The sequence below is a fragment of the Sneathiella sp. genome (assembly GCF_047631475.1).
Taxonomy (GTDB): domain Bacteria; phylum Pseudomonadota; class Alphaproteobacteria; order Sneathiellales; family Sneathiellaceae; genus Sneathiella.
Window position 1 is genome coordinate 24284 of the sequence record NZ_JBLHZT010000031.1, and the last position, 23952, is coordinate 48235.

Annotated in this window: 12 protein-coding genes; 5 read left to right on the forward strand and 7 right to left on the reverse strand. The window is 46.7% G+C overall.

Translation table 11 applies throughout. From position 1 onward, the window contains the following. Positions 1-9: 9 nt before the first annotated feature. The 7 genes from ACJAYR_RS12835 to ACJAYR_RS12865 all read right to left on the reverse strand — a co-directional run bounded on the left by ACJAYR_RS12835 (position 10) and on the right by ACJAYR_RS12865 (position 10822). Positions 10-600, reverse strand: a complete 591-nt coding sequence (locus tag ACJAYR_RS12835; protein WP_415236979.1) for an ANTAR domain-containing response regulator — start codon at positions 598-600, stop codon at positions 10-12. Positions 601-823: 223 nt separating this feature from the next. Beyond that, positions 824-3028 carry an ATP-binding protein gene (locus tag ACJAYR_RS12840; protein ID WP_415236968.1) on the reverse strand — a complete coding sequence of 735 codons (2205 nt, stop codon included), beginning with the start codon at positions 3026-3028 and terminating at the stop codon, positions 824-826. Between the two features lie 36 nt (positions 3029-3064). Beyond that, on the reverse strand, positions 3065-4126 hold the full coding sequence (locus ACJAYR_RS12845) for a hypothetical protein (RefSeq protein ID WP_415236969.1): 1062 nt from the start codon (positions 4124-4126) through the stop codon (positions 3065-3067). A 293-nt stretch (positions 4127-4419) separates the two neighbouring features. Next, entirely contained in the window at positions 4420-5646 is a 1227-nt protein-coding gene (locus ACJAYR_RS12850; RefSeq protein ID WP_415236970.1) for an APC family permease, read from the reverse strand. 343 nt (positions 5647-5989) lie between these two features. Beyond that, entirely contained in the window at positions 5990-6856 is an 867-nt protein-coding gene (locus tag ACJAYR_RS12855; RefSeq protein WP_415236971.1) for an alpha/beta fold hydrolase, read from the reverse strand. A 188-nt stretch (positions 6857-7044) separates the two neighbouring features. Beyond that, a complete protein-coding gene (locus ACJAYR_RS12860) occupies positions 7045-10155 on the reverse strand; it encodes an autotransporter domain-containing protein (protein WP_415236972.1) in 3111 nt (1036 codons plus the stop codon). Positions 10156-10303: 148 nt separating this feature from the next. After that, a complete protein-coding gene (locus tag ACJAYR_RS12865) occupies positions 10304-10822 on the reverse strand; it encodes an invasion associated locus B family protein (RefSeq protein WP_415236973.1) in 519 nt (172 codons plus the stop codon). Between the two features lie 487 nt (positions 10823-11309). Between ACJAYR_RS12865 and ACJAYR_RS12870 the strand changes: the two genes are divergently transcribed. From ACJAYR_RS12870 to ACJAYR_RS12890, 5 genes are all read left to right on the forward strand, one after another. Next, positions 11310-13844 carry a methyl-accepting chemotaxis protein gene (locus ACJAYR_RS12870; RefSeq protein WP_415236974.1) on the forward strand — a complete coding sequence of 845 codons (2535 nt, stop codon included), beginning with the start codon at positions 11310-11312 and terminating at the stop codon, positions 13842-13844. A gap of 349 nt (positions 13845-14193) precedes the next feature. After that, a complete protein-coding gene (locus ACJAYR_RS12875) occupies positions 14194-16026 on the forward strand; it encodes an autotransporter assembly complex protein TamA (RefSeq protein ID WP_415236975.1) in 1833 nt (610 codons plus the stop codon). A 32-nt stretch (positions 16027-16058) separates the two neighbouring features. Then, complete coding sequence (locus ACJAYR_RS12880; RefSeq protein WP_415236976.1) at positions 16059-20405, forward strand: translocation/assembly module TamB domain-containing protein; 4347 nt, start codon at positions 16059-16061, stop codon at positions 20403-20405. A gap of 237 nt (positions 20406-20642) precedes the next feature. Continuing rightward, entirely contained in the window at positions 20643-22844 is a 2202-nt protein-coding gene (locus tag ACJAYR_RS12885) for an ATP-binding protein (RefSeq protein ID WP_415236977.1), read from the forward strand. 19 nt (positions 22845-22863) lie between these two features. After that, positions 22864-23580 (forward strand): hypothetical protein, encoded by a 717-nt coding sequence (locus ACJAYR_RS12890; protein WP_415236978.1) that lies wholly within the window; start codon positions 22864-22866, stop codon positions 23578-23580. The last annotated feature ends 372 nt before the right edge of the window (positions 23581-23952 follow it).

Here is a 23952-nt window from a genome sequence, read left to right on the forward strand (position 1 = left end):
GTTACCCTTCTATTCGTCCATCAAGGATGCAGCCATGATAATACTATCGGCAATTTCGAAGATTTTCTGATTACGGTTCATCGCGGTTCGGCGCATCAGGTTATAGGCCTGCTCTTCATCAATATTCTTTGTTCGCATCAGGATGTTTTTGGCGCGGTCGATGGTTTTTCGTTCCGCCAGTTCATTTCTGGCTGTCTCCAGCTCTCTCTCCATTTTCGAGAAAGCCCGGTAGCGTGTTATGGCCATATCCATGATCGGCTTCACCCGATCCTGTCGAAAGCCGTCTACGATATAGGAAGAGACGCCGGCCTCTACAGCGGCTTCAATGGATTGCTGATCAGAATTATCAACAAACATTGCAATGGGGCGTTTGACGCTTTTGGACAGGGCAAACATGGATTCCAGCATGTCCCTGTTGGGGTTTTCCAGATCAATAATGATGACGTCTGGATCCAGATGTTCGATCTGACCTGCGACCCCCCTGATCTCGTTTAGAACAGTGACATGAGAATGTCCCGCATCTTCTAGGCCATCCTTGATAATGGACGCCCGTATGCGGTTCTCATCGATCACTAAAATTCTAATATCCTGGATAGTCATCATGATATTGTGCACACGCACAATAATTTGTGCAATGCAATATTTCGACTCTGGTGATTTTTGCCTTCCTGCACCATACGCGGACCGTTTGACGCAAATGAAGTGTACGGAAATTTGCACCCTTATAAAAATGTCCAGAAAAACTGCGGGGAAGGCTCTTCATATTGTCGGGTTGCAAGTTCAAACCTGTCACAATAGAGCGACTGATTTGCCTACTTTGGCTTTAGCTATCGTCAGTTACTGTTTCCGTTGAGGGGGTCAATAATTTGTGCATCGCCTGTTTTAATTCCGTAATACGAAATGGTTTTCGTACATAGGCGACATGGGTCAGTAAATGATATTTTTTCAGGATGTTGGTGAGGTTCTGCCCTGTTATGACAATGACTGGTTGGTCCTGTTTTATCTGTCTGACGGCCAGCGCAAGTTCATGCCCCTGCATATTTGGCATGCTCTGATCGGTAATTAAAAAATCATACCGTTCCGGTGTCGCTCTAAAAGCGGCCAAGGCTTCTTCGCTATTGTCATAGCTTTCCGTTTGGCAACCAAGATAGGTTAGCAGGCTTTCCCCCAATTTTAGATTTTCAACTTCGTCATCCACCAAAAGTATTTTTTTGTTCATCAGGGCACTGTCCGACGCGGCCTGATTGTCGTCAATTATTTCCTCCTCTTCTTCTTCCTCTTCTTCAACTTCTTCCTCAACCTCAATCCGTTCTCTATCGGTGGCTTTTCCCTCTTCGCGAAGGGTGGTTTCAGTGGGGGCTCCGTTTTCAATCAGTAGCACGGACAGATCAAAGGGTAACCAGATATGAAATGTTGAACCTTCACCAACTTTTGTGTCAACTTGCAGGCTGCCGTCCATTTTTTCAATGATGCCAAGGGACGTTGATAGACCAAATCCATTGCCTTTTCCGGACCCTTTTGTTGTAAAGTAGGGCTCGAAAATATTATCGAGAATTTCCTCAGGAATTCCATGGCCCGTGTCCGATATGGTTAAGTGAATTTGATCTCTTCTGTTCGCTGCATTCTTATCGTCTTCAACAATTTCGGCACCAATTGTCAAGCGACCGCCGTTCTCCTCCATGGCATGCATGGCGTTAGTATACAAATTGATCAGGACCTGTTCCACTTTCCCGCGATCTGCAAAAATACGCAACTCTTTGTCACATAAGTCGGTCTGGATTTGAATAGAAGCAGGGAATGTTGTTTTTACAAAACCGATTGAATCCAAGATCAGAGCTTTCAGATCAATGTTCTCCGGTTTTGCATTTTTATTCATTCGAGAGAAATTCATGATTTGGTCAATCATGGTTTTTGCCCGAATTGTGCCTTGCAGAATATGCTTTAACCCACGCTTGGTGATGTCAGGATTAGGCTTATCTTCTGACAATAGCTCTGCCCAACCCATAATGGGGGTGAGGACATTGTTGATATCATGGGCGATGCCACCGGCAAGGGCACCGACAGTTTCCATTCTTTGGGAGTGTTGCAGTCGATGCTCGTTCGTGTTGTCGCGAATAACCAGAACTCTGTAGATGATATCGCCTTTGTCGCTGTAGATCGTCGTAAATGAAAGAATTGCGTAGTAAAGCTTTGAATTTTTTTGAGTTGTTTCAATCTCGCCGGTCCAGGATCCTTTGCCTTCAACCTCCTTCCATATGCTGTCAATTTTGCTTCTGCCGTTTGCGGTGTTTTTGAACATGAACAGTTTCTTGTTTAATAGGTCACTGATGTCATATCCGGTTTGTTGACAGAAGGCGTTGTTAATTTCCAAAACATTGCCATCCGGCGATAGGATCGCGACGCCATCTGACATGCTTTCCAGTGCATGTTTTGCGGTTTGCAGCTCAATCAATGGCTTGACCAGAGATTTTCGCAGGGCATAAAACAGAAACAGCATTGTTACCAAACCGATGGTAAATGTCTGTAGCAGGTCGATAAGAAAACTTCGCAGTAGCTTTTGCCGTAAGGGGGCTTCAGTAAAAAAGATGTCGACATTGCCAATTGTCATTTGGTCCAGTCGAATAGGGTATCGTTGGTGGCGATCAATTAATCCAGAAACATCGTTGAAGGTTTTGTCGTCGTAATCAACGTTTTGCCCGTTTTCTAATCTAATTTTACCCATGAAAAGATGGCCAAAATTGCCGTACACTTTGATGGCGACCAAATAGGGGTTTTTAAGTTCTGCATCCAAGATTGCGTTCGCAACTTCGTGAGAATACTGCCGATCCTGTGACTTTTTGTAGATGTCCCAAATGGTCGGATTAACAGTTGTGGCAATCCGTGCGCTTACATCCTCCAGGGTTGTTTCAATTTCCTGATTGAGCTCGTAAGAATTTATCCAGAGGCGGGCACCAATGAACACGGCCATTACTGTGATCGTGATGACCACAAGCTGCATGGCAAGTTTGACGGTTAGTTCATTTTTCATCTTGGAGACCCAAACATTACGCTACGCGTTCTGGTTTTACTGTTTCTCGTATGGGCCGAACATTTCGTAATAAGTATTATATTCTGCTTTGAAAGCCTGTTTTTTCTCAATCAACCGGCGAGAAAATTCATCGTTTGCTTTGTAGGTCTCCAAGATCTGATCGGACGCCTCGCGCAGACGGGAAAGATCTTCATCAGACCATTGGCTGAAAACAGTGCCGTTGTCCTTGAACAGTTTTAGGGCGTTGATATCCTCTTTTTTGGCTTTCATTGTTGTTGTCAGCGTATAACTTTTGATTGCTGTTTCAAGAATGGCTTGCAGGTCTTTTGGGAGTTCAGAATAGGCCGTTTTATTAATCAGGAAGTCTGCCAGAACCGAAGGTTGCCAGATCGCAGGAACGATGGCGTAACGACTGATGTCCTGTAACCCTAAATTCCAGGCGCCTGCCGTTGTTGTCCATTCAACAGCATCCAGATTATCATTTTCAAGTGCAGGGCGGATTTCACTGGGCACAAGCGGAATGGTGTAGGCGCCTGAGGCTGCTGCTAACACTTCACTTGGCAGGCCCGGTCCTATTCTGACGCGTTTTTCATTTAAATCCAGCAGGCCTCGAATAGGCTTCTTGGACAGTAAACCAAACTCCATACCCGGCCACCAGGCTGGGCGCCAGATTATACCCTTCTGTTCCGACAGTTCATTTGCAAGGGCGGTCCCTTCGCCTGCTAAAAAGAACATCATGGAGGCATCCAGGTTCATGAAGTCAAACGGGCCAGCATTCATTACAGCCCAGGCAGGATGTTGACCTGACCACCAGTTTGGCCAGCCATTCCCCATTTCAATGGTTCGTTCGCCAACGGCTTCATAAATACGGGGCCCGCTTACTACCGCATCCGCAGGATAAGGCGTTATATCCAATCTTCCGCCGCTCATGGTGCGAATATTATCGGTCATGACCACCAGTTCTTGATAATCAAGACTGGTACTGACAGCATGGCTCTGAAGTTTCCAGGAGTATGATTTTGTCTCTTCTTCAATACATCCAGAAATAAGGAATGCTGCACAGAAAAGCACAAAATAGGAAAGGGTTTTTAGAGACATCAAAATGTACCTGTACAATAAGAGATCAGGGAACTGAAGCTTCCATCCTATTTTATGTTTGTTAATCAAAAATAAAATTTTATGTATTGATTTTTGATGTCAGGGATTTTCCGAACCACGGATTAACAAAGAAACGATGATATTCTGAAAAACGTCTTTTTTGTCAGATAGTTCACTGAAAAGGAATGAACCTCTTCGCAGCGTTGAAGGACAAAAAAATATTAATAAAATTATATGCGGGCAATGGCTCGACAGGATAGACGTTCAAGTCAGACGTTTGAATGACAAGTTTTTTATAACCAGAATTGAGCGAGCAGAAGAAATAGACTGGTAAAAAGGCCCAAAAACGGGACATAAATTGAGACTTGATAGGCATTAACTGGTTTGGTTTTCTCTGAAACTTTGATTTTGATCAGCGCTACATTGACGAGGCAAAAAACGATAATGACGATGGACGACGTGGCCTCGGCCAGTTGACCAATCGGTAGAGTATATGTGAGCAGTAAAACAATGCCGCAGACAAGGATTGTGGCCTTCAATGGGGTATGAGTAATCGAATTCACTTGTGCCAGAAAAGCCGGAAGTTTCTCTTGTGCCGCCAATCCATAAATAACCCGTGATGCCATAATGATTTGAATCAGGATCCCGTTCAGGGTGGCGAAAATAGCAATCACACCAAATAGAATGGAAATAAATTCGCTGGAATCGTGGAAAACAAGTTGTAAGGGAGCTGCTGATTGGCTGAGTTGGTCTAACGGGACGGTCAGTACAACGACAGAGACCACAAGAAAATATATTACCGATGCAGAGAGTAGGGTCAGTAAGATCCCGCGGGGCATTGTCTTTTTCGGGTTTTTGACTTCCTCAGCGACATTGACCATATCTTCAAATCCGATAAATGCGAAGAAAGCAAGCAGGCAAGCGGATAAGATGCCGCCCCAAACGGACGGATCAAGCGGCGGGATAAGGTCTGGCATTCGCGTGAGTATGCTCGGCTCATTATATAGGCCATAGAAAACCACCAAACCGAGGCCAGCAAGTTCGATGACCGTCAGCAGAGCGGCAAGCAAAACAGATTCCAAAATCCCCCAAATCGCGACCAAACCGATCAAAACAACCACTATGAATGTCAGGATTGAAGGCGCGACGGGGGCAAAGTTTTCGATATACGCGGCGGCCCCGATTGAAATTGCCGAAGCAGAGACCGTGCCGGACGCAATCACCAACAATCCGATGATCAAGGAAAGCGTATTATTGTTGAAGCCTTTTTGAACATATGCAGCCTCTCCTGCGCTGACGGGATATCGGCTGGACAGTTCTGAATAAGCCAGGCCCGTGAACGCAACTGTAATTGCCGCTAAAATAAAGGAAATCGGAGCATATATGCCAGCACGTTCCGCAGTCGTGCCAACCAAAACATAAATCCCAGCACCAACCGTAACGCCTAAACCATAAAGGGTCAGGAGCGGTAACGTTAGCCGCCGTGCCAGTTGGGGGCGTGTTTTCGGATTGCTGTTCATTGGTATGCAGGCCTGATTGCTGAAGAAAAGATGGTTAGGCTTGAAGGTTGTTTTTTATACAGAACATCAGGTGAGAGTATGTCTTGTTTAAGAGACTGATCAACGGTTTTTTTTCTTTGATCAGCGACGCTACACAAGCAGCCTATCAATATTTAGGACCGTTTGCTAGAAGAGGATGACAATTGCTGCTTACCATTTTGAAGTAAGTCAGCGGATGCCGGGTACCGGAGGAAACGGGCAAAGAATAAGCCTTTTGGTCCAGCTCGTTGATTTTGCGATCTTACGAGCTGAAAAAAGAAACACAAAATCGCGGTCGGTACTCCGTGTCGCTTCGTTTGTGGTTTTAACATTCAGGGTGGTGGCTGCTTAAGGTGCGCCAAACAAGCTCCCAGCCGTTTGTATGATCAACATTATGGACGACCTGATAGCGAACGCAACGGGGATTTTCAGCCGCCTCTGCATAAGATTTCGCGACCCATTTTGGGATTATGGCATCACGATCACCGACAAAATGGATCTGCGGTATATGAGAGGTTTGAGCTGCATAATTTATTGGATTTAGAGAGCCTGAGAGCTTAGAGACACGTTTTTCCCGGTTTAAAGTATCAGGGTCGAGGTTACCCGCAATTGTTCTGAACGACGAGATATCATTTCGTCTGGCGGATAGAAGGGCAACAATCGCGCCGCCCCCTGAAAATCCTACCAACCGAAAACCAGTGACGTTGAGATCTGTTTTTAGTTGGGTAAGCACCTGATCATAACTTTCGATGATTTCTGGCGCGAACCGGTGACTTGTCCAGTATTTGGACGTGCAATTGATTTCAGACGTTAGATCAACATATTGGCAGGGACGGGCCAGATAGATCACAGTTGGTGAAGGATCAAGGCGGGCGAGTTTTAATGCAATGGGATTGATCGGCGTCGGGTTTTTCGAAATGGTATAGCGATCTATCCAGGCAAAACCATCTCCTTCTATATACACGACCGGTTCCTGACCCTGCGCAGCGTATTTACCGTGACCGGAAAACGTAAAAGCCTTTGTCTTGATGGAAATGGGCTGAAAATTGGCGGATGCGGCAATGTTGTTCGCGTTTATCTGTCGGTCTTCAACATTTGTAAAGGCACAACCGGATAATAGGGCTGTGAGTGTTGCAATTGTTGTAAGGAGAGTTGCGGTTTGGGGCGCTTTGCAGGGGCCAATTTTAAACACGGTCATTCCTGTATTTTGCGATCTTCGGAACGCAGGGCCGTTGTAATTTCTGACAGGATTTTACCATATTCCTGATTTTCTTTAAGAAAAAGAAACGGACCTGATCATGGGACCATATATTTAACATAAAAAAGCCCCGAAAGAACAACGCTTTCGGGGCTTGCTGTTAAAATATCAAATTGGACATTCTAGAATTTAAAGCGTGCTTCGAGCAACGCCGAATGGCCAACATAACCAGACTTGAATTCTGCATCGTAACGTGCGCCAACTGACCATGCACCGTCGTCATATGTCATACCAAAGCCGATATTCGCCCCCAGTTGTTCGACGTCGGCGCCGGTTGTTTTGAATGCGGCACCGCCACCTGTATAGGTCGCTGTTGCAACGGCTTCATCACCGGCCAGATCGTAACTTAAGCCTGCGTTAAATTCTGGGATAAGATAGCCATCGCCTCGTTTCATCCTTGTATGCACCCGGGCACCCAAAGAGGCAATCAAGGCATCAATGCTATCGCTGTCGACATTCAGGTTTAGGTTTCCAGCACCTGTTTCCGTGTAACTGTCCGTGTTCACGTGGGTGTATGCCATGCCGGCTTCAAGCGTTACATAGGCATTTCCTTTGATTTGGAAAGGAATACCACCACCAATGCTGGCCATATACTGACTTGAATTATAATCAGAATTAGCCTGGCGATCTAATCCACCGAACGTAAATTTGCGTTTTCCGTCGTTTGAATTATGCGCGTACCCAACCATACCTTCAATATAGAAAGCATCGGTTGTGTAATCACCGTAAACCGTTACTTGGTAGCTGTTGATATCAACTTGTGAATCGCCAGCACCTTTACCATCGACATCTGAATTCGCATACGCGAATGATCCGCCAAGAGTTAAGCCATTTGAAACTTCAGCGTCAAGACCTACGGCCAGGCCATAGGTACTTGCAGTAAACCCTGCAACACCGTCATTGGCGTCCTGTTCTGCCCAGTTACCAAATGGTTTAATCCAGGCCGCTTTCGCCATGCCTGTATCACCAGATGAAAAACCAGTTTGATCAGCGGATGCGTATTGCCCACCTGAGCGAAGCCCTGCAAGGCGTTTCGATGCCACACCAAAGGCCCGTCGACCGGTTGAAACTGCGACCTGTCCGCCAGCGCCTAGCGTATCGGCTTGGACACCAACCTGTTCAGCTGCCAATTTGGCACCGGCTCCGCCACCAGCCAAGGCAGTGTTTAAAGCCGTTAAAGCAGCCGCATCCCCTGTTGCGACAGCAGTGCTTGCGCTGCTGAGTGCGAGGGCTTCTTGAGTGCTGACGCCCAGTTCAGACGCCGTAGCTGCAGTTGATTTCCCTGTCGCCGTAATGTTTATATTGCCGCCCGTGGATCCGACTACATAACTTGCAAGAGCGGTATTGGACACAGAAAACTCGTCCGTCAGTCCAGCAGCACCGCCTGCTGTAGCAAGGACAATTTCGCCACTGGTAAAGGAAGCAGGCATGACAAGGGTTATTTCGGCGTCATTGTCGTCACCGGAGTCCAATGCCAACGTACCAGTAAAGGCAGTTTCACCGGCTACAATGCCCGATCCCAAGGTGACGGTTGAGCCATCTTGTATTTCCAGAGTTGTTGCCGTATTGCCGTCAACATCCAGCCTGATCGTTCCGTCAACATCCACTGTCGCCGCATCAATGGTACTTTGGAAAATAGCACTTTGCCCACTTGCGATTGCAATTTCAGTCAATTGTACAGTATCACCAACGGCATTGGCGAAGGTTGCGCCGGCAGAATTGGTAACAGTTAGAGTTGAAGCCCCATCAATTGCACCCGCGATCGTTTGAGCCGTGGTTCCCCCGTCAAAGGTGAGGGCGCCGCCTGCCATATTGATGGCACCTGCAGTGACATCTCCCGCAAAGGTCATGCCCCCTGCGCCGGTCGTAATACTGGTGGCGGCGGTTACGTCACCATTGAAATCAGCTGCGCCCGCACCTGAAATCAATCGTGAATAAACGTCGCCAGAGACTGAATAGCCCGCGGCTGCATCAATTGATTTAAGGGCGGCTGTAGACGAGCCGACAGTTCCTGTAATCGTTGTTGCAACGTCAAGGTCCAGCGTACCTGTATTATCAGTTGTTGATGTAATGGCACCTTCGATAACAGGGGTTCCTGTTGTTGTCTGAAGCGTGCCATCGCCAGAGAAGTTAATCGTCGTCGCTTTTACGTTGGTTTGCGCAGTCAATGTCACGGCAGCGATATCGATGGACGCAAGAGCGTTCGTCGCACCCACGGCACTTACAAGTGTCGTCGCTGCGTTGACATCCAAAATGCCTTCAACGGCATCATTACCGTCGATTGCCCCTGTAATTGTTTTAGCACCGTCCAGTTTCAGGGTACCGCCATCAAGGTCAATGCTATCAACTGTAATGGCGCCAGTACCGGTTGCTGTAAGTGTAACGCCGCTATCAATTTCGATATTCGAAGATGTTGTTGTCGCCGCATCAATAGCGCCACTGACCGTTGCATTTCCGTCTACATTCAATGTAAAGAGGGTTGCATCAGCGGTATCTGAAATTGCGCCGGACAGAGTCGCACCCGTTGCAAGATTAATGGTCGTCGATGTTGCACCATTTGCAGAGGAAAGGTCCACGGCACCGGATAAAGTTGAACCGGCTGCAACGTTCACGACAGACACAGTACCGGCAAGGTTGCTCATGTCAATCGTGCCGGCATAGTTTGCGGCATTGGTACCATCACCGATGGTCAATGTGGCCGTGCCATTGGCATCACCCTGCATTGTTACGCCGGTGGCAGCATCGGTGTTGCCGAAGATGGAAAGCGAACTGTTGCCAGCTGCAGCAGCGCCATCGGCGGCGTCAATTGTAATATCCAGGTCGTGGGTCGTACCGCCGCCTGTGTTGTTTTGTGCGTCACCAGTGACAGCACCATTTATTATGACAACGGTGTTTGCGTTACCATCACCAATCACTAAATCTGCAGTATCACCCGCGTCATCATCTCCTGTCACGGCGATGGCACCAAGGTTTGTTGTGCCAGCTCCTGTGACGGTTACGCTGACGGCAGTTGCGCCAGCTCCAGATTGATCGAAAGTCAAATTCGCATCCGTCGCCCCGGCTTGCGCAGCGGCATCAATTGTATCCGCACCAGTTGCTGAATTTGCACCAGATGCCGGTGTCAATGCAGCCGCGCTGGCTTGATCGATACCGACCATGGCGGTAAAGGCGATGATAGACATGCCGCTTAGAAGTACGCTCTTTAAGGTTTGGCGCCGTAATCTGATGCTCATTTATATTAGCTTCCCATTGCTTTAGTTTTATGGTCGGTATTTTGTTAGGCACTATAGAATTAAATTCCATAATATTTGTATTAAATTTTATGTTTCAGCAGATTATTGAACAGGATGTGTTAATTTTGCAGAGACGCCCATTGGTTGATTATTTTATATTATTGAAGCTTTTGGTGAAGCCTTGCAAGGACGCTTTCAGCACGGTCACCTTATCATTTCCCCACGCTCTGAAGCCTACAAAAAGTGAATTTCCTTGTTTCATTGATTGTAAGACAGCTGGCGTTAACGGTAAGCTGGCATCGCAGCCAGCGGTGGTGCAGCGTAGATATTTCACCGAAATATCCTGACCATCGTCAATCTTTAAAACTGCACCGGGTCTGAGGTCAACGCCAAGTGGCATTGATATGCTTAAATAGGGACCACGTGTTTGTTTTTTTGTATCGGTGGCATACATCACGTCAAGGCCCAAAACGCGGCCTGCTACCTTCTTTTCACCGGATTTTAATTGTTTCGTCAAAAATATTTGCTGAGAGATCCTGCAGGTTTCTGCCTTTTGGGCGTCTGCACAGACTGTTTTCCAAACGTTACCTGACTGTGCTGATGCAGAAGTTGCCCATGCAATGCTCAGACCAAGAAGGATGGTGGGGATGGATACACGTAGCAGCATAGCAAAAGCCTTACCTGTTTGCGGGATTATTAAAAATCACACTTTGATTATAGTGAAGCGTAATCTCAGATAAACTACCCGATATGAACATTGAATGTAACATCAAAAAGTAAAAGCCTGCCCCGAGTTCTTCGACCAGTGATTGATTTGCTAAAAGTACCCCTCAGGTTATTGGTTTTTCAAATCAATGGTTTTAATCGATCGAGGTTTTCATCTTCATATGTGCAGGACTTTAAAGGTATGCGGCTATTTTTGAACACTGGTCAACAAACAGTTCAAAGCATTAATCCAGCTATAAAGCTTCGAAAACGATCAGAGGGGCGTCATGAATATTGACATCCTCAAGCCTGGCAAACATCCATAACGATTAAGAGTGATGATTAAATTCGCATTCTATTAATATTTTCACAATATAATAATACACTAAATTACAGTTTTGTCTTAACCGTAAAAACAACTTCTGTTTTTGTTTTAACAAGGCGTGAAAATGAAAAACTTAAAAATCCGTGTTCAGATCATCCTTATTTTGCTGATCATCCTGATTGGATTTGTCGTAACGGGCGGCATCTTTTTTATCAATCAGAATGTTGTCGACAAGGCACTGGCAGAGCGAGAAGCCGCCCGGCACACATTGGAAATTACCTCGAATATTAAATATTATTTTCTTAATGCCCGGCGAAATGAAAAAGATTTCCTAATTCGACTGAAGCTAAAATATGCAAACAATCATGCTGTTACCAGCATGAAGGTTCTGGATAATCTGAAACAATTAAAAGGGGCTTTGTCATCCCTTGAACAACAGGATCAGGTCTCGGCAGTTGAAGATACATTTACACGCTATTTAGCCCAATTTTCCAGAGTGAAAGAGAGTTGGGTGACCATTGGTTTAACCGAAAAAGAAGGTCTGCGTGGGACCTTGCGCAAAAAGGTTCATGCGGTCGAGGAAGCACTGAAACAATATAATAGCACTGACCTGATGTTGACGATGCTCATGATGCGCCGCCATGAAAAGGATTTTATTCTTCGCGAAGATGTCAAATATGTGGAACGGATGTCAGCCAGAGTTGCTGAGTTTAGTCAACAGCTCGAACAATCCTCGTTACCAGTTCCTGAACAGGTGAAGCTGTCGGGCATGGTGAACGACTATTATAATTCGTTTCGTCAACTTGCAGATCTGACCCTGCAGTTGAAGCCGGATAGCACGCAGATGAGTGCATTATTTGCTGTCGCCGAGCCAATTCTGGCAAATCTGATTTCACAGAGTGAGCAAAAGGACAAGATTGCACGCGAGAACCTGACAATGTCCATGACGACAACCGTCTTTGGTATGGTGATCACCATGATCATTTCGGCCTTAATGGCCGGGGCCGTTGCCTTTCTAATCGGGGATCGCCTCAGCCGCCAGATTGCAAATATTATTCATGTGATGCGTCAGTTGGCAAATAATGACTATTCGGTTGAAGTGCCGGGACTGCAATTAACAAATGAACTTGGCTTGATGGCGAATGCCGTTCAGATTTTCAAGGAAAACGGAATTGAAAAGAGTCGCCTGAAGGAAGAGAGAGTAAAACAGGAGGAACTCGACGAAAAACGGCGTGAGAAAGAAAAAGCGGAAAATGAAATTCGCCTCAAAGAAGCGGAAGCAAACGCGCGGATCAAAGAGGCTTTAGATACCTGTGCCGCGAATATTATGGTCGCGAATGATCAGGATGAAATTATCTATTGTAATCAGTCGTTGCTGAAGATGCTGGGTAAGGCGAGTGTCGATGTCGCGCGATATGTTCCCGGTTTCAAAGTCGAGAACCTGAACGGAAGTACCCTTAAGGATTTCTGCAAGGGAAATGAATACAAATTGAACATTGCGAAATCCGTCCGAACAGAGATGGGCCAAAAAACCTTCAATTTAACCTTCAGCCCTGTGATTGGTGACGGGAATATGCGACTCGGCACTACTGTTGAGTGGGAAGATCTAACTGAGGCTTTGATTGTACAGGACGAAATAGATGCAATGGTCAATGCCGTCGTAGAAGGCGACTTTAACAAGAAGCTGTCTCTTGAGGGAAAAGAAGGGTTCATGAAATCGCTTGCCCAGGCGATGAACCAGTTAAACGATACGGTGAGCAGTATTATGAAAGAGGCGACGACAGCCTTTGCAGCGTTGGCAAAGGGTGATCTTACGCATGAAATTACAGCCGATTACAAAGGGACGTATGGAACACTTAAAGAAGACAGCAACAAAACATCTGCGCAGCTTCTTGAAATTGTAACAGAAATTCAGCAATCAACCCATAACGCTCATGCTGTTGCGAGTGATATTTCACAAAGCAGTGGCGATCTTGCCAAACGAACAGAGTCTCAGGCGAGTATGTTGGAAGAAACCGTCTCGTCAATGGCCAGTCTGCAAGAGCAGGTGAATAAGAATGCGCAAAATGCCGCTCAGGCGAACGAGCAGGCAAAGCAGTCACGGGCGTCAGTTGAAAAAGGGCAGGTAGTTGCACAGGAAGCCATTCAGGCGATGGAAGCAATTTTGTCTTCCTCAGAAGAAATCAGTCAGATTATAGGCGTTATTGATGAAATCGCGTTTCAAACCAATTTGCTTGCGTTAAACGCCAGTGTTGAAGCCGCGCGGGCAGGTGATGCCGGTCGCGGATTCTCGGTCGTTGCCACAGAGGTACGTGTTTTGGCGCAGCGGACTGCCGAGGCAGCTTCCAATGTAAAATCTCTGATTGCCAATAGTGGCCATCAAATTGAAAAAGGCGTTGAGCAAGTTAAATATACCGGTGAGTTTCTGGATAATATGGCCCAGTCTATTCAAGCGACAGCGGCAACAATTGAGCAGATTTCCATCGCTAATAATGATCAAGCTAATGACATTTCCGAAACAAATACCGCGTTGGGTTATATTGACGAAATGACACAGCAAAATTCAGCGATGGTTGAAGAAAGTTCAGCGGCGGCGCTATCGTTGAAGGAGCAATCAGATCAGGTTGGGGAAATGGTTTCTTTCTTCAAGATTGCCTAGCTTGTTCTTAAGAAAGCGCCTTTTCTGCGCTATTGGTTAAATCCGGTGGAAAAGGCGTTTAAAACCCACATTGACATCGAAAGCAGGATCTTGAAAACGATCTGGTGAGCCAATAAAATTGCGGGGAACTGTTGGGAAATTTCAGGAAGGCCGGGATTTTTTGCAGCATTTCCGTAAATTCGATTAACTGGACTATTAATCAGAAGGGAACGATCTAAATATAAAGAGGGCGTTCTGCATTTGGGTTGCTGGACATCAGTATTGAATAAACTACACTATGTTAAATGATAGAAATTAATCCTCTGTGCTTTGAAAATGTTTTCCTAAGCCTCTACGCGGACAAAAATACGTGACCTTCTGCATTTATGTATCCCCCTCAAAGGAGGTCAAAGAAACCGCTCTGTTTTTCGGTTTATTGGCTGCTATATTTTCCTTTCTTGTGGCGAGCAGTTCGGCTGCTTACGCTCAGGAAGAGGCGGACCGGTGGGCGTATGATACGGTCATTAATTTGCCTGAGGATGAGACGCTTTCTGAATTGCTAGAGCTGTCTTCGCAAATGTATCAATTAAAAGACAAGCCACCGGTTAGTCTTGCGGCGCTACGGCGGCGGATCGATGCAGATCTGGAAGGCTTTAAAAAAGTCATGAATTCAGAAGGATATTATTCTGCCCGCGTTACCTATGATGTAGATCCCTCGGTAAATCCTGTTCTGGTTACATTTAATTTGGACCCGGGCCCGCGCTATACCATTGGTGCTTTTCGGGTTGAGTTCGATACTTTGCAGACTAGCCCGGGGCCTCTTGATCCAAAAGATCTCGGGATTGATATTGGCGCACCAGCAGTAGCCCAACCAATTGTAGATGCACAGAAAAAAGCGATCTCTCTTTTGGCGAACAGAGGATACCCCCTTGCTCAGTTTGAGCGCCAGAATGCCGTTGTTGATTATACGACCAGACAAATGCAGGTGGTGCAGACCATCAAGTCAGGCCCGCTTGTATATTTTGGGAAATTGGAACTGACCGGATTGGAGCAAATAAATAAGGCGTATCTGTTGAGTTTGTCTGGATGGAAAGAAAATGTAATTTATCAGGAAAAAACCTTAAAACGGGTTCGGCAGATATTTCTGGAAACAGGCCTTTTCGACGTTGTCCGGTATTCTATTCCAAAAGGCGTGACTTATGACGCCGTTGTGCCCGTAACTTTCGAGTTCGAAGAACGAAAACATCGGTCAATCGGCGTTGGTGCTGACTATTCGACAAGTGATGGTGCGGGTATCTCTGCCTATTGGGAGAACCGGAATTTTTTCGGGCAGGGGGAGAAGTTGCGAGGGGATTTAAGGCTTTCTGAAATTACGCAGGAGGTATCTGCTTCGTTCGTCAAACCAAATGTTTACAGGCGTCACCAGAATTTAAAAGCAGAAGCCAGTTTACGAATAGAGGATACCGACGCTTATTCAGAAGAGGCGGCACGTGTTTATGTCGGTCTTGATAGAACCTACGGAAAAAACTGGACCGTTGGCGGCGGCGCTTTTTTTGAACTCTCTCAAATTGAGGAAAACGGCGTTAGTGACGATTTCTTTTATTTTGGCGTTCCGATTACCGCAGCTTACGATTCAACCGATGATTTGCTGGATCCGTCAAAAGGCTTTCGCTTCAGTACAACGCTAACATCGTATCTTGGGCTAAACGACGTTTCCTCGGACTTTGTGAAAACAGATATCGAAGGGTCTGGTTACTATTCCGCTTTGGCCGATAAGCGCCTTATCTTTGCCGCAAGGGCCCGCGTTGGCAGTATTGTGGGAAGTAGCCGGGCGGATGTTCCTGCTGTAAAACGCTTCTATTCCGGCGGCGGGGGATCCATTCGGGGGTATGAACTGCAATCTGTCGGACCATTGGATGATAGCAATGATCCCATCGGGGGGCGATCAGTCGTCGAGGTGGGGCTGGAAGCGCGCATTCGGATCACAGAGGCAATCGGAATCGTTCCTTTTATCGAAGGCGGAAATGTCTACAAAAGCATGATGCCCGATTTTGATGAAGAGTTCAGATGGGCCGCTGGATTGGGCGCCCGATATTATACGCCTTTCGGACCGTTAAGGTTGGATGTTGCGCTTCCGCTGAACCGCCGTGCCAATAAAGATGACGCGTTTCAATTTTATATAAGCATCGGGCAGGCATTTTAGAAATGATGCGTTCGTTTTTCCGAAAAGTTAGCATGAGTTTGCTGACTTTGGTTGCTGTGATGGTTCTGGCAATGGCTGGAACCTACACATTTTTGCAAACTCAGACCGGTAGAAACTTTCTTGTTTCGCAAGTTGAAGAGGCGGCAAAACAGGAAGGGGGACTGTCAATTGGTGTGGACAGCCTGCGGGGAAACGTATTTGATCAATTTAGCGTCGCGTCCCTGACGCTAAATGACTCAGCCGGCCGATGGATGCGTTTGGAGGGGGTGACGATCTCCTGGTCGCCATTGCACCTTCTGCAAGGTCGTTTGCAGATCGCGGAAATTTCTTTTATTAGCGTAACAGTTCTACGCCAGCCTGACCTGCCAGCCTCTTCGCAAAGCGATGAGGGGACAACTGGTTTTCCAAAGCTGCCCGTTCGTCTTTCCTTGTCGAAATTTTCTATAGATAGACTTTCTCTTGAAGAGCCGGTTTTGGGGCAAGAGATTATTCTGGGCGTCTCAATGGCCTTAAACTCTCGGCTGGATAACACATTGGCCAGCCAGTTTTCCATTGTTCCTTTGGATGCTCTGCAAGACAGTGTTCATAGTGAGGTCTTTTTTGATCCAGCGAAAAATCATTTAGGGGTAACCGCAGAATTAAATGGGGCGCAGGGGGGCTTTTTCAGTCGTTTGCTACAACTCCCTGGCTTGCCAGCTCTTTCCGGGTCGATCGTCGGAGATGGACCAATTGAGAGTTGGCGGGGGCAGATGATTGCGCAGGCTGACGGTCTGTTTTCCAGTGATCTATTAGTGGAAACGGATGGCCTGAACCAAACGAGCCTTAATCTATCAGGCGGACTTCGTTTGGAGAAAGGTGTCGCCGCGTCCATTCCCTTGATCGACAGCCGGCGGATAAGCATTGTTGGCTCTTTTCTTTTTGATACTGACAAGCAGAATGTGACGCTGAATTCTCTGACGATTGAGAACCCAAACCTGCAAACCGTTTTAACGGGTAAGATTGATCTGGCCGCAATACAGGGTGCGCTGGATGTCAGCAGCACAGTGAAGAATATTTCAGCGGTGAACACATTGCTGCCAAATGCGTCTTTACGGGCGGCCTCTTCAACTATTCACCTGAACGGAGGTTTGAAAAGGATATCCATCAAGGCAAATACAGCTGTTGATGGTGTCGCCATCGCGCAAGGAGAGGGGCAGCCTTCTCTTAAAGCAAAAACTATCACCAACAGGCTGGTAACTGAAATCCAGCCCGAAAATTTGGCGGTTGTGCCATTCGAGACGTTTGTCGCTGCGACCGGAATAACCAATCTTCCCCCGCAGGCTGCGCAGCTTTTGGGCCCCTCACTGACAATGGAGGGAAAAGGACGCTTTTCTGGTGAACAAAACCAAATTGAAATCTTTGAACTTTCGGCTGCGACCTCCCATCTAACGGTGTTTGGCGGCGGAAACATCGCCTTGGGGGACGGGCAGTCCAAGGCCACGATATCTGTGGCGCTAGATCAGATGCAAACGATTGTACCGTCGATTGAAGGGCGCGTTCAGGCTGATGTAAGGGCATCAAGCGCGAACCTTGCACAAGGTTTTGCCGGAAAGATTGACATCACTGCATCTGGGCTCAATGTTGGGGATCCGGATATTCAACGGCTTGTTGGCACCGCTGTTAAAATGGGGGCTCAATTTTCTGTTGATAGCGAAAAAATCAGTGTTTCAGACTTAAATGCCCCTCTGGCCATTGGGCGTATTCAGGGCGGGGTTCAATTTCCTCGATCCTTTGAAACGGTCACAGGAGCCTTTCAGGTTGAGGTGCCCCAACTCGAAAAACTGGATGCTATCGCGGGTTTTGCCCTCCGCGGAACGGCGTTTGTGCAAAGTGACGTGTCGGGTCCGTTGATGGACCCGGATATTAACGGAGCCATGCAAGTCTCTTCTCTTCACGTTGACGGGCAACTCTTAGGTCAGTTGCAGGCCGAGTTTCAGGTTGAGAACCCAACAAGCTCTTTGATTGCAAAGATAAGCGGTGCTTTATCAGGATCCAAAATTGAAACAAACGTATCGGCCACCATAAAAACGCCAAATCCAACGATTGTCTCCCTGTCGGATATCCTTGTTAAACAAAAGGGAAATTCTATAAAGGGCGCGCTGGATATTTCGTTAAACGGCACCCCTCATTCGGGGAAATTGTTAATCGATTTTCCCGATTTGGCGGGCCTTGCTTCCATGGCGGATCAGCAAGCATCAGGGCGTCTTTCTGGGTGGGTGGAATTTTCTAATATACTTGAAAATCAAAAAACCAGTGTCACTGTGAAGGCGCGTGACATTGCCTACCCGCAAGAAAAATTGTCTGTTGGAACGTTGGACGGGCAGGTGGAGGCTGTCGGTGCCTTTTCAGACCCGAAAATTCAGCTTTCTCTGTCCGGCAATACGATGACAGCGGGGAATCTCGCATTGCCAGATGTGACAATGAAGGCGGAGGGACAACTAAAAGAACTCGTGTTTTCGGCCTCATTCATCAGTCCGTTGACGCCGACCTATAACATAAACACGATTGGTCGTATTCGAGCCGCAGAGCCCAAAAAGACACTCTTTCTGGAAAATTTTTCGGGGCAGTTCCTTAACAAGCCCGTTAATTTGAAATCCCCTGTTTCGGCTGAATATAATCAGGGCACAATGGCATTGTCACCAGTGTCCCTGTCGATCGGAGATGGGGAGCTGCAGGCGCAAGGGGATTTAAATGATCAGCAGGCCAATGCGAAACTTCTCATAAAGGCGCTGCCGCTGGATTTGTTGAATTTGTTAATGCCAGAAGGCTCTTTTCGAGGAGCTTTGGACGCTGATGCGAGGGTGACGATTGCCGAACAGCAAACGAACGGGAATTTTTCAGTGACCGTGAATAAGGCGGTTCTTGTTACCGAAGACTATCCCGATTTACCCACCCTTTCCAGTCGTTTAAATGGTACCCTTAAAAATGGCGTTGCCGATTTCGACTGGACCGTTACAGGGCTGGATGAAACCGCTATTCAGGCGTCAGGCAACATTCCGCTGCGTATTTCATTAAAGCCATTGGGCGCCGAACTACCGGCAGATGGGGCGGTTGATATGCAGGCTGTAATACAGAGTAATATCGGAAAAATCTGGGGTCTGGCGGGCTTGGATAAACATCTGTTGTCAGGAATATTAACAGCGGATGGTCGTGTCCAGGGAAGCGTATCAAAACCTAAATATTTCGGACAGGTACAGCTGGAAGGTGGTCGATATGAAGAAATACAATATGGGACCATCCTGAAAAATCTGGAATTATCCATGATTACGAAGGACGCTTCTGTCTTCGATATTCGTGCACAGGCAACGGACCGGGAAGAAGGAAGCGCGTCGCTATCGGGTCGTATTCTTCTGGATGAAGACAATCAGCCTTCTGCTGATATGCTGCTGACGTTGGAACAGATGCAGCTGATCTATCAGGATGCTCTGAAAGTCGCGACGGATGCAAATTTGAGGGTGCTTGGAGGACCCGATGACCTTTCAGTTACAGGAGATGTCCGGACACGTGATATTGATGTCAGTATCGCAGGCACTCTGGCTGCGGACGTTGTCGACATGCCTGTCACACTGACTAATTTTCCGCGCGATCTGGCGCAGGCAAATCCGCAGGATGAGCCACCTGCCGGCGCTGTTGTCCGTTTGGGGATTGCTGTTGATATACCCCAGCGACTTTTTATCAGAGGGCGGGGCCTTGATTCAGAATGGGCGGGGAAATTTGCGGTAAAAGGTACCTCTGATGCTCCGATTATTGAAGGCTACCTTAGTCCGGTTCGCGGTCAGTTCAGTTTTTCCGGTAAAGATTTCAAACTGCAACAAGGATCAATCCGCTTGCTCGGCAATAAAGACATAAACCCGGAACTGTCTCTATCCGCCAAATATGAAGGAAAGAATGTGACCGCGGTGGTTCACATTGAAGGGACGGCCAACAGTCCGATCATTCGGTTTTCGTCACCCGATAACCTGCCTGAGGACGAAGTGCTGGCGCGCGTCTTATTCGGAAAATCTGCCGCTAAACTGTCTGCGTTAGAGGCCGTTCAACTTGCGCAGGCGATTTCCAGTGTTTCTGGGGGGGCTGGGTTTGGCGGTATCACGGATTTTGCCCGTCAGGCGCTTGGTGTTGATGTTCTGTCTGCTGGCATTAACGAAGATACGGGCAGTGCAGAGGTGTCGGCCGGAAAATATATAACGGATCAGATCTATGTGGGCGTTTCACAGGGGGCCACCGCCGGCAGTACCTCGGCGAAAGTCGAAATCGAAGTTACGCCTAATGTAAAAGTGGAAAGTAAAACCGACCAGAGTAGTAACAGCAGTATCGGTGTATTCTGGAACTGGGATTATTAGCGGGTAAAATAATGAATCAATGTTTTTCTTCTCGGCCTTTGTAATTTTATCCGTCATTTCTGCTAAAATTAAAAGTCAAATGCTTCACAGAAATTCATTTGCATTTTGCCTTTATTAATAGATTAGTAATTCATGTGGGATACGAATAAGACAGAATGAGATTATTTTAGGTAAATTTGACAGTTTTTGCCCAGACTAATTAGCATTTCTAGTGTTATTAAGAAACCAATTGTATTGTTGAGAAACCCAAAGGGCGCTGTTTTGGATGCTTTTCTGGAAGCCCTGGCTAGAGGGTATGTCGGACTGATCGCAAATCTAGGCTTGCTGGCAATGCTGGCCTGGTGCGTGTCGTTATTTGGTGCCGCCCTGTTTTCGGATAAACGTCGTTTGAGCGGGTGGCTTTCTTTCCGGTTGGGGCTCGTCTTTGGTTTTGCTGCAGCTTTGCTGATTAATCTTCCCATTGAATTTCAACCAGGCATTATAGGGGATGCTCGCGGGGCACCCATTTTAATATCGGGGATCGTCGGCGGGCCTATTGCGGCATCTGTTACGGTTGTCATAGCAGCCTTTACCCGTTGGATGGTTGGCGGTATTGGCGCACCGTCCGGTGTATCCTATATTATCATTTTTGGTGTTATCAGTGTTTTCTGGGGATGGTTTTGCAGAAAAAACAAGCACAACCCGTTTGAGTTTATGCATATCGTTGCGCTTACAACTGTTTCAACTTTAATCACAGTTCCTCTGATTTTTACATTCCCCGCCCATATTCAGTACCCGGTTCTGGTTGGCGTATGGCCACAATTATGGATTGCCAATCTTATTGGTGTATGGATATTGGCGACATTAATGGGCAAAGAGCGTGACCGACGTGTTGCTGAAGCGCGTCTGGTCCGGGAGCGTCGCCGCGCAGACCAGGCCTCACTTGCAAAGGCTAAGTTTTTGGCAGCGATGAGCCATGAAATCAGGACTCCATTAAATGGCATATTGGGGATTATACAATTAACACTAAAGGAACAGTTGCCTCAAAAAATCGAAGAGGATTTGAAGCTGGCACGGGAGTCTGGTTTCTTTCTATTAAGTCTCCTCAATCAAATTCTTGATTTTGCCAAGATTGAATCCGGTAAAACAGAGATTATTGAGGAAGATTTTTATATTGAAGTCTTGGTTGATGGACTGTCTTCGATATTTGCCTTCCAGATGTCTACAAAAAATCTGAAATTCCTGACTGAAATATATTCGAACAAATCCCGCTGTTATCGGGGAGACTTTGAGCATATCAGACAAGTGTTATTTAATTTGCTGGGTAATTCAGCCAAGTTCACTGAAAAAGGCTATGTGAAGCTTCTTGTTGAAGAAGAAAAAATTGAGGAACAGACATGGCTGGTCTTTCGTGTCATCGATACGGGCCCGGGAATACCGGAAAAAGATATTGGTAAAGTATTTGAAGAGTTTCAGCAAAGTACGATCGATGGGGAGAGCCGATCAGGAAGTGGATTGGGGCTTTCTATTGTAGACGGCCTCGTACACGATATGGGCGGAAATATATCCATAAAAAGCCGGGTCGGAGAAGGGACAGAGATTTCTGTGCGAATTCCTGTGAGCATCGTTGCCGCGCCGGACACCCTTGAACCGTCGGCTCAATCGGTAGAGCACTTAACGAATGCGTATTCTATCCTGGTTGCTGAGGATAATACCGTCAACCAGTTGGTGGTTCGCGGTATGCTGGAGAAACAGGGCCACAATATCAGCATTGTTTCAACAGGGCGCGAAGCTGTCGAAATGTTGGCGGCCAAGCCAAATTCCTTTGATCTGGTCTTAATGGATATACAAATGCCCGTGTTAAACGGAACTGAGGCCACTAAAAAAATTAGAGAAATGTCTCAAATTCGGAATGACCTACCGATTGTCGCACTTACGGCGAATGCCTTTATTGAGCAAAAAGCAAGTTATTTGGAAGCTGGCATGACGGATGTGATGACCAAGCCGATTAATGAAGAAGTCCTCATAAACCTATTAACCAAGTTACTGAAAAACAAAGAACCTGTTTCGACACAGGGAAAACAGGGTACAACTTACATATTTGAAAAACAGAAATTGGAAGAAATGTGTCAAATGCTCGGTGTTGATGTCGTACGGGACTTGTTAAGGCAATCACAGGAACGAGCGGATACAATTATGATGGGGCTTAAGGAGTGTTTCGATGAGGCGCGTGATGTGGAAGTGTATTCTCATGAACTAAGAGGAATGGTTTCCAATTTTGGATTTGTAAAATCGGCTGAAATATCAAAAGAGATGCAGTTTAATACCGCCAATTCTGAAGATGTTGCCCGGCTGTATCATGAGCTGGAAATCTGGCTTGCCTCTGATTTCAAAGAGGCCAGTAATATTATCAGTCAATATGAGACCGATGTTTCAGTTTTTCAGTTTTCCCAGCCATAATCCGTGAAGGAAGCGTATTTTGAAGAAAAAGGAAATCTATTCTCTCGTTGCAGTCTTGGTTGCCGTTGCAGCATTTGTAGCATTCGCCTATGGGCTGAAGGTAAAAACATCGACAGCGCAGAAAGATGCTTCGCAAATCTATGCTCTTATTCGGGACAGGGTTGCAACCGTTGCGGAACAGGCGAAGGATACTCTGAAGCAGCTGGGTGATGAAGAACATACGTTGAGTGCAAAAAATGATGACTGCGCAATCCCGCTTGCCGCTTACCTAAATGAAAAAAAGGAAGTTTTTGACGTCTTTTTGAGAGTGAAGCCAAACGGTGAATTGGATTGCACACCTAAGTCCGCGGTCAGCGGCGTCAGTTTTTCTGAGCGAATTTATTACAAAAAAGTGATCGAGCAGAAAGACTTCGTTATTGGTGAGTTTCTGGTTGGAAAGGTGTCGGGCCTACCTGTCCTTGCTGTGGCGCAACCCTTTTTCGAAGAGGACGGAGCGCTTAAATACATCCTTGTCGCTGGTTTGAAAACCAAGTGGCTTGAGGCCATTTTGGCTGAAAATAATAAGTTTGATGAGACCTTGATTGTAGAGATACAGGATGCAAGTGGCACTTTGCTCAGTTATTTCGCAACGGGTCATCTGGCTAATCCGGGAGAGGGGCGCCGAGTTGAGATCGCCCGTCATAAGCTGTTTCCGGGGGCCTCTGACGCTGAGGTGGTAATCTTTCAAAAAACCTGATGACCCCACGGAAACCAAAGGGGAGGCCTGACCAACATCTGTCCCCGACTAATCCTAATTCTAAATCCGGGTTTTTAGAGAAGCCGTTTTTTGACGCCAACTGACGAACCACATGCTAATTCGTTCTGTGCCGGGTTCCCTTCCGATGGCTGTTTTGGCGACAGAGAATAAATAAGTCTGGTTTTAGCGGTTTTTTTTCCGGTTCAAGGGGGCAGTTTTAGAATTGGCTTAACTGCTGCCCCGGTGACTTACATGGATTGCGCCGCCGGTGCGACCTAAATAACCGCCGTAAAACGAATATTTAGGTACACGGGGCAACTTCAGGCGGAAAGGGATTGAATATTCGGATGTTTATCATAGGAGTAGATACCT